Origin of the sequence: Streptomyces sp. NBC_00820 (assembly GCF_036347055.1) — a bacterium.
Taxonomy (GTDB): domain Bacteria; phylum Actinomycetota; class Actinomycetes; order Streptomycetales; family Streptomycetaceae; genus Streptomyces.
On the sequence record NZ_CP108882.1, the window covers coordinates 312773 to 324444 of the forward strand.

10 protein-coding genes are annotated in these 11672 nt (G+C 70.2%); 4 read left to right on the forward strand and 6 right to left on the reverse strand.

The features are described from left to right. The first annotated feature begins 5 nt into the window (after positions 1-5). Positions 6-1151 (forward strand): RNA polymerase sigma factor, encoded by a 1146-nt coding sequence (locus OIB37_RS01525; RefSeq protein ID WP_330455659.1) that lies wholly within the window; start codon positions 6-8, stop codon positions 1149-1151. Positions 1152-1265: 114 nt separating this feature from the next. Here the strand turns inward: OIB37_RS01525 and OIB37_RS01530 are convergent, their stop codons facing one another. Both OIB37_RS01530 and OIB37_RS01535 read right to left on the reverse strand, forming a co-directional pair. Beyond that, complete coding sequence (locus OIB37_RS01530; protein WP_330455660.1) at positions 1266-2486, reverse strand: acyl-CoA dehydrogenase family protein; 1221 nt, start codon at positions 2484-2486, stop codon at positions 1266-1268. A 72-nt stretch (positions 2487-2558) separates the two neighbouring features. Beyond that, a complete protein-coding gene (locus OIB37_RS01535; RefSeq protein ID WP_330455661.1) occupies positions 2559-3743 on the reverse strand; it encodes a CaiB/BaiF CoA transferase family protein in 1185 nt (394 codons plus the stop codon). Positions 3744-4096: 353 nt separating this feature from the next. Between OIB37_RS01535 and OIB37_RS01540 the strand changes: the two genes are divergently transcribed. Both OIB37_RS01540 and OIB37_RS01545 read left to right on the forward strand, forming a co-directional pair. After that, positions 4097-4966 (forward strand): FAS1-like dehydratase domain-containing protein, encoded by an 870-nt coding sequence (locus tag OIB37_RS01540; RefSeq protein WP_330455662.1) that lies wholly within the window; start codon positions 4097-4099, stop codon positions 4964-4966. A gap of 70 nt (positions 4967-5036) precedes the next feature. After that, complete coding sequence (locus tag OIB37_RS01545; RefSeq protein ID WP_330455663.1) at positions 5037-5501, forward strand: MarR family winged helix-turn-helix transcriptional regulator; 465 nt, start codon at positions 5037-5039, stop codon at positions 5499-5501. 720 nt (positions 5502-6221) lie between these two features. Here OIB37_RS01545 and OIB37_RS01550 read toward each other — a convergent pair. After that, positions 6222-6656 carry a hypothetical protein gene (locus OIB37_RS01550; RefSeq protein ID WP_330455664.1) on the reverse strand — a complete coding sequence of 145 codons (435 nt, stop codon included), beginning with the start codon at positions 6654-6656 and terminating at the stop codon, positions 6222-6224. A 276-nt stretch (positions 6657-6932) separates the two neighbouring features. Between OIB37_RS01550 and OIB37_RS01555 the strand changes: the two genes are divergently transcribed. Beyond that, positions 6933-7952 carry an ABC transporter permease gene (locus OIB37_RS01555; RefSeq protein ID WP_330455665.1) on the forward strand — a complete coding sequence of 340 codons (1020 nt, stop codon included), beginning with the start codon at positions 6933-6935 and terminating at the stop codon, positions 7950-7952. Positions 7953-8329: 377 nt separating this feature from the next. On the opposite strand, the gene OIB37_RS01560 is transcribed toward OIB37_RS01555, so the two are convergent. From OIB37_RS01560 to OIB37_RS01570, 3 genes are all read right to left on the reverse strand, one after another. After that, entirely contained in the window at positions 8330-8854 is a 525-nt protein-coding gene (locus OIB37_RS01560) for a MarR family winged helix-turn-helix transcriptional regulator (protein WP_330455666.1), read from the reverse strand. A 90-nt stretch (positions 8855-8944) separates the two neighbouring features. Then, a complete protein-coding gene (locus OIB37_RS01565) occupies positions 8945-10015 on the reverse strand; it encodes an MBL fold metallo-hydrolase (RefSeq protein WP_330455667.1) in 1071 nt (356 codons plus the stop codon). Positions 10016-10088: 73 nt separating this feature from the next. Further along, the gene (locus OIB37_RS01570; RefSeq protein WP_330455668.1) at positions 10089-11252 is read right to left on the reverse strand and encodes an NAD(P)-dependent alcohol dehydrogenase; all 1164 of its coding nucleotides are present in this window, start codon (positions 11250-11252) and stop codon (positions 10089-10091) included. Positions 11253-11672: the final 420 nt, after the last annotated feature.

An 11672-nucleotide genomic window follows, 5' to 3' on the forward strand; every position in this document is an offset into this window, starting at 1 on the left:
CTCACGTGAACGCGGCCCTGTTCCGGAGCCTCACGCCGAGCGTGCTCGGGATCCTCGTCCGCCGCGGAGCCGACTTCGCGGCGGCCGAGGACGCCGTGCAGGACGCGCTCGTCGAGGCGGTCCGCGTCTGGCCGGCCGACCCTCCCCGGGACCCGAAGGGCTGGCTGGTCACCGTGGCCTGGCGCCGGTTCCTCGACGCGACCCGGGCGGACGCCTCCCGTCGCCGGCGCGAGGACCGCGTCGACGAGGAGCCGGCGCCCGGGCCCGCGCCCGCGACGGACGACACGCTCCAGCTCTACTTCCTGTGCGCCCACCCGTCGCTCACGCCGTCGTCCGCGGTCGCGCTCACCCTGCGCGCCGTGGGCGGCCTCACCACCCGCCAGATCGCCCAGGCCTGTCTGGTGCCCGAGGCGACCATGGCGCAGCGCATCAGCCGGGCCAAGCGCACCGTCTCCGGTGTCCGCTTCGACCAGCCCGGCGACGTCGCCACCGTGCTGCGCGTCCTCTACCTGGTCTTCAACGAGGGCTACTCCGGCGACGTCGACCTCGCCGCCGAGGCCATCCGGCTCACCCGGCAGCTCGCGGCCGCGATCGACCACCCCGAAGTGGCGGGGCTGCTCGCCCTCATGCTGCTCCACCACGCCCGGGGCGCCTCCCGGACCGGGCCCGACGGCAGGCTGGTGCCGCTCGCCGAGCAGGACCGCGGCCGGTGGGACACCGAGTCGATCGCCGAGGGCGTCGAGATCCTGCAGGCGGCCCTGGCCCGTGACCGGCTGGGCGAGTTCCAGGCCCAGGCCGCCATCGCGGCCCTCCACGCCGACGCGCCCACCGCCGGGGAGACCGACTGGGTGCAGATCGCCGAGTGGTACGACGAACTCGCGCGCCTGACCGACAGCCCGGTCGTGCGGCTCAACCGCGCGGTGGCCGTCGGCGAGGCCGACGGACCGCGCGCCGGGCTGGCGGCGCTCGCGGCGCTGGACGACTCGCTGCCCCGACACACCGCGGTGGCGGCGTACCTCCACGAGCGCGACGGCGACCTGGCGACGGCGGCACGGCTGTACGCCGAGGCGGCCCACAAGGCACCCAGTCTCGCCGAGCGCGATCACCTGACGCGCCAGGCCGCCCGGCTCAACGCCCGCCGGTGCCGCTGACGGGTCACGCCCGGATCCTCCCGCGGCGGTAGCGGGCAAGGGAAACGCCGGGCGCACCCCTGTTCTCCATGGCGGCCGTCGCCCGGGGCGCCTTCATGTCTGTCGTTCCCGCCATCAGGCGTCGAGGCCGCCGCGCTTGACGAGCTGGCCCGCGATCACGTTCTTCTGGATCTCGTTGGTGCCCTCGCCGACGATCATCAACGGGGCGTCGCGGAAGTACCGTTCGACGTCGAACTCGGTCGAGTAGCCGTAACCACCGTGGATGCGGACGGCGTTGAGAGCGATCTGCATGCCGGTCTCGGAGGCGAACAGCTTGGCCATGCCGGCCTCCATGTCCACCCGCCGGCCGGCCTCGGCCTCCCTGGCGGCGTACAGGGTGAGCTGGCGGGCGGCGGTCAGCGACGTGGCCATGTCGGCGAGGTAGTGGCCGACCGCCTGGTGCTGCCAGATGGGCTTGCCGAACGACTCGCGCTCCTGGGCGTAGGCGAGGGAGTCCTCCAGCGCCGCCCGGCCGACGCCGAGCGCACGGGCCGCGACCTGGAGACGGCCGGTCTCCAGACCCTTCATCATCTGCGAGAAGCCGTTGCCCTCGACGCCGCCGAGCACCGCGTCCGCGGGCACTCGGTAGTCGTCGAAGGCCAGCTCGCAGGTCTCCACGCCCTTGTAGCCCAGCTTGGGAAGGTCGCGGGAGACGGTGAGCCCCGGTCCGTGTTCGGCGAGGAGGATCGAGATGCCCTTGTGCGCGGGGCTGGCGTCGGGGTCGGTCTTGCACATCAGCGCGATCAGCCCGGCCCGCCGGGAGTTGGTGATCCAGGTCTTGGAACCGTTGACCACGTAACCGCCCCCACGCTCGGCTTCACCCCCACGCTCGGCTTCACCCGCCCGGGAGGTGCCCCCGTCGTCCTTGCGGGCTACGGTGCGCATGGCCTGCAGGTCGGAACCGCCGCCGGGCTCGGTCAGGGCCATGGTGGCCCGCGTCTCGCCGGTGGCCATCTTCGGCAGGTAGCGGCCCTTCTGCTCCTCGGTGCCGAAGTGCACCAGCAGCTTGGCCACCACGGTGTGGCTTCCCATGGCACCGGCCAGGCTCATCCAGCCACGGGAGAGTTCCTCGGTGACCAGGACGAAGCAGGGCATGGAGACCGGGCTGCCGCCGTACTCCTCGGGGATCGCCAGCCCGTAGATGCCGAGCTGCTTCATCTGCTCGATCAGGGCCTCCGGGTAGGTGTCGGAGTGCTCCATTTCCTGGACGACGGGCTTCACCTCCTTGTCGACGAACTCGCGTACGGTCTTGACGACGAACTGCTCGTCCTCGGAGAGGGCGTCCAGGGTGCTCACGGTGTACTCCTCGTGGTTCAGGGCGCTCAGGTCGTTCAGTGCGCTCAGTGCGCTCAGTGCCGAAGCGTGCTGTCAGATGACGCCGTCGGCCCGCAGTCCCTCGATCCGGGCTGCGGAGAGTCCCAGTTCGGTCAGGATCCGCTCGGTGTGTTCGCCGACGGCGGGCACGGGGTCCATGCGCGGCCCGATGCCGGCCAGGTCCGCAGGCGGCCGGAGTGCCGGCACCACGGCGCCCGGGATGGCCACTTCGTGCCAGCGGCCGCGCCCGGCGAGCACCGGATGGTCGATGAACTCCCGTACGTCGTTGACCCCGGCGTTCGCGATCCCTGCCGCGTCCAGCAGCTTCATCACCTCGTCGCCGTCGGACCGCAGGAACCACTCGGCGATGATCACGTTGAGTTCACCCCGGTGGGCGACCCGGTCCGGTCCCGTGGCGAACCGCAGATCGTCCACCAACTCCGGCCGGGCCAGGACGCGTTCGCACAGCGCCGCCCACTCCCGCTCGTTCTGGACGGAGAACAGCACCTGCTTGCCGTCGCCCGCCGTGTAGGCGCCGTACGGTGCGATGGTGGCGTGCTGGGTGCCGATGCGCGGGGGCTGCGTGCCACCATGCCGCGTGTAGTAGGCGGGCTGGCCCATCCACTCCGCCAGCGCCTCGAAGAGCGAGACCTCCACCGCCCGCGCCACACCCGTGGTCGCCCGCGTGTACAGCGCCGTCAGGATGCCGGAGTAGGCGTACATGCCCGCGGCGATGTCGGCGACCGACACCCCGACCCGAGCGGTCTCCTCCGGTGTGCCGGTGAGCGAGACCAGGCCGGTCTGGCACTGCACGAGCAGGTCGTAGGCCTTGCGGTCCGCCCACGGGCCGCTGGTGCCGTACCCGGAGATGGTGCACGGGATCAGCGAGGCGTACCGCTCCGTGAGGGATCCGGCGTCCAGCCCCAGGCGGGCCGCCGCACCAGGAGCAAGGTTCTGCACGAACACGTCCGCCCCGCCCAGCAGTTCCTCCAGCACCTCCCGGCCGGCCGGGGACTTCAGGTCCAGCGTCACCGACTCCTTGGACCGGTTCAGCCAGACGAAATAGCTGGACTGGCCGTGCACGGTGGTGTCGTAACGGCGGGCGAAGTCACCGTCTCCCGGCCGCTCGACCTTGATCACGCGGGCACCGAGGTCCGCGAGCTGGCGAGTGGCGTAGGGTGCGGCCACCGCCTGCTCGACACTCACGACGGTGACGCCAGAGAGCGGAAGTGCGGTCATGTTCGGACCTCCAGGGATCTTCCAGGAGCCTTACGGGGAACGTGCTGCGCGGAGGACCCGTCACCGGCGGATCTCCCGCAGGGTTCACACGGCAGCTCCGTCGGTGCGGAATAGGGGTGCGATCGCGCCCTCCAGTCGCCCGATGCACCGTCGTGCGGCCGGTGCGTTCCGGGAGCCTCCCTCGTTCCGGCAGCAGTGCCATCATGGATGCTCATGGCGCCTCAGGTGAAGTACTGATCTTCGACGGCCCCATGCCCGGCAGCCGGTACGGCCCTGGTGGAGCGCGCCCGGCGTGCCCTGAACGAGCCGCAGTGGCCGACCGCGCCGCCCTCGCCACCTGTTGAGGAGAAGTCATGCACATCGTCCGGAACGGGCTCGGTCCCTACGTGGAATCGTGGAGTCCCTCAGCGGTCACCGAGGACGACGTCCTCTCCCCCGCCCCGGTCGCCGCGCTGTCGGCGCTCCTGGACCAGCCGAAGCCGGTCACGACGGCCGGCGATCCACTGCCCCCGCTGTGGCACTGGCTGTACTTCCTGCGATGGCCGGCGCAGCTGGACCTGGGAGACGACGGACACCCCCGTCACGGCCACTTCCTGCCGACCGTCCCCGACCGGCAGCGGATGTTCGCCGGCGGACGCTGCGAGGTCGTCGAACCGCTGCGGGTCGGTGAGCCCGCTCAGCGCGTCAGCGGCGTGAGCACGGTGGCGACCAAGCAGGGCTCCACCGGGGAACTCCTCTTCGTCACCGTGCGCAGCGAATACCTTCAGCACGGCGCCACGTGCGTGGTCGAGGAACAGGACATCGTCTACCGGTCCGGGCGGAGCGCCGGACGGCATCCGGTGGATCTCGACGTCACCGCCGAGCCGCACTCCGAGGATGCATGGCGGCTTCCCCTGCGCACCGGCCCCGCGCTGCTGTTCCGGTTCAGCGCCCTCACCGCGAACGCACACCGCATCCACTACGACGCTCCGTACGCCCAGGGCGTGGAGGGCTATCCCGGCCTCGTCGTCCACGGCCCGCTCCTGGTGCTCACCATGCTCGAACTGGTACGCCGCAACGCTCCCTCCCGCCCTGTGCGGTCGGTGTCGTACCGGCTACGGCGTCCCGCGTTCGCGCGCGAGCACCTGCTGGCGTCCGGAGCACCGACGGGACGGAACGCCGCCCTGAGCATCGCGACGCATCGTGAACGGCGCCACGCCACGGCCGAGGTGGCCTTCGCGTGACTCTCTGCCACGTGGAGCGACGCCGGTCCACGTCAGAGTGATCTCGTCGGCGGCCACATATAATCGATCGATGCATAAGCGGGCTACAAGTGCCGACCCTGCGGTGTCCGGGGTGCCGTCGGACGACCTGATGATCGCCGTGGAGCAGTTGGTCCGCTACATGCGCCACAGCGCCACCGCCGGCGGCCTGAGCACCGCGGCGTCCACCGCGATCGCCCGGCTGGGCCGGGAAGGTCCCCAGCGGCTGACCGTGCTGGCCCGGGCCGAGGGAGTCTCTCAGCCGAACATGACCCAGCTCGTCACCCGTATGGAACGTGGCGGGCTGGTGCAGCGGGTCGCCGATCCCAGCGACGGCCGGGTGGTGCTGGTGGAAGCCACCGAGACCGGTCTCGAGGTCTTCCGGCAGCGCCGCGCAGAGCGCGCCGAGGCCCTGCAGCAGCTCATCGAGGAACTGGCCGAGCCGGAACAGCGCGCGGTGAAGGTCGCGCTCCCGGCCCTGGCCCGCGCGATCCAGGACCGTCAGTCGCGTTCCTGAAGCCCTGTTCGTCCACAGGCGTTCTCCCTGAAGCCGACGACCGGCTGGACTACGACGGCCCCGGCGACGAGAATTTCCGCTTTGCCGGATGGCTGTACGGACTACGCCGATGGCGCGCCTCGCACCCGGTGCAACTGCTGGCGGCGACCTGTGCGCTGACGCTCGATACCTTGCTCCTGCTCACGGTCGGCTCGCCGTGCGGGCTCGGACTGGCCGTGGCCCTGACCGGTGCCACGATCCCGCCCCTTCTGGTGCTCTTCTCGGTGCTCACCGTGTCAACTGTCCACCAGACCGTCCTGACCCAGGCGTTCTCCTGGCTCGGCTCCGCCAACGCGGCGGGCTCGGCCGCTGCGGCGGCAGTCTCCGGCTGGGCGATCGACTCGCTCGGGGCGCACGGTGGGTTCATCGTCACCGCCGCGGGCCGCCACCACGATGACGCTCCAGAGCCTCGCCGGCCTACGCCTGTTGCGCACGCCGAGGGAGCGGTCGACGCATACGAAGCCGACGACGAAACGGGACCACCCGCGCGGACCATGAAGTCCCCCGCGCATGTGGACTCGGCCCGGCCAGGAGAGAGCCGGCCCGCAAGCGCCCCAATCAGTGTCGGCGCTCTCGGACTGCCGTTCGTCGTCCGAGTTACCACCACCAACGTCTTCGGCGACGCCGGCGGCATTCACCTGCTGTCGCGCATCACCGAGATCCGATGCCCGTTCCGTCGTTTCAGAGCTGGTAAGGCCACAGTCCGATGCTGTCCCGCCGGACACGGACCTCGACCCAGGTTCCATCGGCCCCGTCCGGCGGCAGCGGGTCGGCGAGGTCGAAGAGGATCTGCGAGCCGCCGACCTCGAGGAAGGCCGCTTTGTCGGCGGTCAGGCTCAAGCGCCCTCGCAGGACGATCCAGTCGCCCTCCTCGCCCACCGCGGACGAAGCAATGGCGGCAGGCATCGTGTTGCCTGCCCAGGTCATGTCCTCGTCGACCGTCCACTCGACATGATGCTCACGCCCCACACCGGCCGGGTCCCCCCGCCAGGGCACCACGACGGTCCCCAGCGCGGAGCGCACGCGCACCATCCGGGACGGCGTTGAATCCTGCCTCGTCGCCTCTGTCTCAACCAGCACCCCGCAATCATCCACAGTGCTGCCCAGGAGCGTCATCCGGCGTACCGGTCGCGCGAGGACCCGCGTTCCCGACACGTTTGACCGGGCTTCCACACCTCTCATATAGTTCGTTGCGCAACTAATTATACCTGAGGTGTTCCGGTTCCACGCAGGCCCTTTGGCTGCCGCGAATCAGCGCGTGGAGTCAGCGTCGCCCCTGTCCGCCGGAACAGCCCTCCCGGCACCGGGGGTCGGCTGAGGCGGTCTCCCGCCTCGCGGTCACGGCCCTGCGGAATCCGCGCGGTCCCAGACCTCGTCAGCAAGGAACCAGGCATGCCCGACACTTCAGCCCAGCACGCTCCCGTGGCCTCGCGAGTCCGTTCGCGGCAACCCGTCCGTCCCCGGGGGCCCGCGTGGATGCGGTCGGTGCTGGTTCCGGTCGCTGTGGCCGTCGCGATCGGGACGATCTTCATCGGTGTGTACCTGTCGGCGTTCCACGCCCCCACCGCCCGCGGTCTGCCGGTCGCCGTGGTGTCCTCCGACCGAGCCGCAACGGTCGCGGCACGCCTGTCGCGACAGTCCCCGGACACCTTCCGCGTCCAGGCGGTGCCGGACAGGGAAACCGCTCGTACCGCCGTCGCACGGGGAGAGGTCTACGCCGCCTACGTTCCCGGACACGCCACCGCGGAGCTGCTTTTCGCGGGCGCCCACGGACCTGGGGTCAAGACCTTGGTGGTCAGGGCCTTCGGTGCGGCCGCCCATGCGGGTGGGGAGCGGCTGACGGCTGTCGACGTCGTCCCGGCGTCACCGAGGGACGCCAACGGACTCGTCGTCTTCTACACGACTTTCGGACTGGTCCTCGCCGGTTACCTGTTCGGCATCATGACGTTCCAGTTCGGCCCCGGACTGACCACGGGACGACGCCTGCTCTCGCTCGCCGCGTTCGGCGGTGCGGGCGGCCTGACGGTGGCCGCCGTCGTAGCGGCGTTCGATGTGCTGCCCGCACCGTTCTTCGGGGTCGCGGGCCTGGTGGCCCTCGTCGCCATGGCCGTGGGCGCGTCCACGATGCTGCTCGTACGGACGCTGGGGGCTCTGGGCTCCAGTGCCGCAGCCGTGGTGTTCATGACGGTCGGCAACGCGACCAGCGGCGGCAGCCTTCCCCCCGATTTCCTGCCCGTCTGGCTGAAGCCGTTCTCCGCCGTCCTCCCGGTCGGGGTGGGCGTACGCGCCGTCAACGGCCTCGCCTACTTCCACGGCGACGGAATCATCAGCGGCATCGCCGTACTGACCGCCTGGACGGGCTTCGGCATCGGCGGGCTGATACTCCGGCAGCGCGTCTCGCGGCGCGCCTGACCGACTCGGGCCGCCCACGGGGAGTGGGCGGCCGCATGGTTCATGTGCCGGTTCACGGACGGGCAGAGCCCCAGGCCGCGCGACACCGCTCCTTCACGTGAGAACGTGGCCACCGTCAGGCGCTTGCGGCGGGGCCGTCGAACGCGCCTGGCCCTGTCTGGACGGTTCAGGTCCGGACAGGGCCGAGTGTGAGGTGTGCGGGTGCTAGGGGGTGTCGTTTGGATCAGGTCGGATCAGGCCGCGGCGTCCGGTGCGGTGCCTCGCAAGGCGGAGGATCTGCCGCGTACCGGACGTACTCGGCTGATCCGACAACGCGGCGAGGTGCCGTGCCGGGCGTCGCGGACCCGAGCTGATCCAAACGACACCCCCTAGGGAGGTCAGCAGGTTTCGGCTTTTTCGTCGAAGCCGACCGTGGACCAGATCCCGGCGAGCTTGGTGAGCTCCTCGTCGGAGAGCTTGTCGAGGAACTTCTCGCGGAGGCTGGTCCGGTGCACCTTGCCGGCACGGCGGTAGGCCTTGCGGCCCTCGGCGGTGAGGACGGCGTCGAGGCCCCGGGCATCCGTGGGGCACTTCTCGCGTACGACGAGGCCCTGGCGCTCCAGGTCGTCCACGATGCGGGTGAGTCCGCTGCGGCTGATCAGCAGGGAGGCGGCTATGTCCTTCATCCGCACGCGGCCCTCGGGGGCCTCGGCGATCGTGAGCAGTACCTCGAAGGAGGACAGCGACATGCGCTCGGTGGCCATCAGCTCCGCGTCCAGGGTGCGCAGCAGCTTCAGATGGGTGGCGAGGAAGCCGAGCCAGACCGAGCGCTCGTCGTCGTTCAGCGGACGGGACGGCGAACCCTGCCGATCCGAGGTCCTGCCTCGGTCCTCGCTCGCGCGGTTCTCGGCAGTGTGGCTCACGAATGCCCTCCAGAAGTTTGTTTCACAACGAATTATATCGGGCTCCGGGGGACGAAGCACGTCCCCCGGAGCCCGGCACCGCGGCGGAGGTTACTCGCCGGGCTGCGGGATGATCAGCTTCTCGAAGCCGGAGACCATGCCGTACTCCAGGCGCAGGGCCTCCAGGACCGAGTACGCGTGGTACTTGGTCATGACGTCGGCGCCGGCCAGGCGCTGGGCCCAGGTCTGGCCGTTGTCGGTGACCTTCTCGAGGGTCTTCTTGGTGACGTAGTTGGTCATCTCGTTGAAGTAGTTCTCCCACAGGACCCAGGCGTTGCTGAAGCCGATGCGCTCGATGTACTCGAACTCCTGGCCGTGGTCGAGGGCTTCCTTGGAGAACTCGATGATGTCGTTGGTGTAGTCGCGGGAGGCCCTGGCGTCCTCGGGGGTGCCGTAGCGGTTGACGTGACCGGAGACGACGCCCTTGAAGTCGTAGCCGAGGATCCAGTCGTGGGCCTCGGCCCAGCCGCGGATGTTCTCGGAGGCGTCGCAGTGCTTGAAGGCGCTCCATCCGGGGCTGATGATGTCGATCGCCGCGAGCGCCTTCTGCTGCGGGGCGTAGATGAAGATGTTGCCCGGGGTGTGGTTGACGCCGTGGTAGTCGAGATTGAACCGGACGCCGTTGACGTCGAGGGTGTCGCTCTCGGTGATCGTGTCGGTCGGTACCGGGAGTCCGCGCTTGCCACCGAGGTCGGGCCAGCGCTGGATCATCTCGCGGGTGTAGTCGTGGGATATGACCTTCACGTGGTCGTTGGCGAAGATGCCGGCCGCGCCGATGTGGTCGGAGTGCCAGTGGCTGTAGATGAGGTGCGTGACGGGCTCGTCGGTGACCTCGGCGACGGCACGCTTCAGGTTCTCGCCCAGCAGCGGCGGGGCGTCCACGACGACGACGCCGTTGCCGGTGCGGACGAACATGGTGTCGTACGCGCCGGAGGTGACGTAGTACGCGCCGTCGTGGATCTCCTCGACGTGGTAGCCCTTGGCGATCCGCTCCGGCAGGAACAGCGCGCCGTAGCCGTCCGCGGGGATGGGGCGGTAGTCGGCGAGCGTGTTGAGCGGCATGCCCGCGGCGCCGAGCTGGTGACGGTCGGTGGGCGTGCCGGGATTTGCGAAGTCGGTCATGATCCTTTTTCCTCTTGCCTTTTGCCTTTTGACTGTTGGACGGTGGGGATGCGGCGGCTCGGGGTCCGTGCCGCTACTCCCCGATGCGCAGCACGGGCTTGATCACAGCTCCGGTCCGCGTGTCGGTGACGGCCTCGTTGATCCGGTCGAAGCCGTAGAAGGTGATGAGCCGGTCGAAGGGGAACCGTCCGGCCTTGTAAAGGTCGATGAGCTGGGGGATGAACAGCTGCGGGACGGAGTCGCCCTGGGCGACGCCTCGCACGGTGCGCCCGCCGAGCAGTGCGTTCATGTTCACCGGGGCGTGGGTCCCGGCCGGGGCTCCACCGATCAGCGTGGCCGTCCCGAGGGGAGCCAGGGCGTCGACGGCGAGGGTGAGCATCTCGGGCCGCGCGGTGATCTCCAGGACGTAGTCCGCTCCGGTCCCGGTGATCTCCGCGATCCGTGCGCCGGTGTCCTCCTCCTTGCCGTTGACCGTGTGCGTGGCGCCCAGCTCGCGGGCGAGTTCCAGGCGTTCGTCGACGATGTCCACGGCGATGACCGAGCCGGCTCCGGCCACCTTGGCCGCCATGACCGCGGCCAGGCCCACGGTGCCGGTGCCGATGACGACGACAGACGAACCGGCCGCCACCTTCAACGTGTTGAGCACCGCTCCGGCGCCGGTCTGCAGACCGCAGCCCAGCGGGCCGAGCAGCTCCAGCGGGATGTCCTCGTCATCGATCCTGACCACGTTGCGTTCGGTCGCGAGAGCGTGCGTGGCGAAGGACGACTGCCCGAAGAAGTGGCCGTGGATCTCCTCGTCCCCGGCGCGGAGCGCGTTGGTGCCGTCCAGGCGGGAGCCGCCGAAGTTGGCGGGGAACGACAGGGCGCAGTACGCCGGGTTCCCGGTGAGGCACGGGGTGCAGTGGCCGCAGGCCTGGTAGGACAGGACCACGCGGTCGCCGGGGCTCACGGTGCTGACCGCGTCGCCCACCCGCTCCACGATGCCCGCCCCCTCGTGCCCCAGGACCGCGGGCAGCGGGGTGGGCAGATGCTGGTCACGGACGTGGATGTCGGTCTGGCACAGGCCGGAGGCCACCACCTTGACCAGAACCTCGTCGGGCCTGAGGACCGTACTGAGGGTGAGGTCCTCGAGAGCGAACGGACCGCCCTTCTCACGCACCACCGCCGCTGTGACGGAGACGGCGGGACCCGGGTCCCCGCCTGTCCGCGGTGAGGGCGAACCCTGCGCTGTCACCATGATTGTTTCTCCCAACCGGACGCACGCCCCGTGAGACGGACCCGACGGTCACGTGGGGCGTGGCAGTCCTTCGGCCGCCCCTGTGGGGGCGTGCTGCGAAATACGGAGGCGAACCTGCGGCGACCGGGCGTCGGCGTGACACCCCGAGGCGCATTTAGTTCGTTCTGCAACGAACCATAGGTCGCATCGGAATCGCGGTCAAGCGAGGGTGACGTCACACTCCCCCGAGCGAAAACACCTCTCCACGGGCCACACGACGACTGCTACGCTTCGTTGCGCAACGAACCATGTGGTTGGATTCGCGGCATGTCCGGACCAGCCGCGGCGCCTCCGGCGACCGAGGCTCGGCGTCCGGCGGACCGCTCCTGGGCGACCTGCCCGGACCCCGCCGAGGACGGCCGGGAACGGGCTGCGGATGAG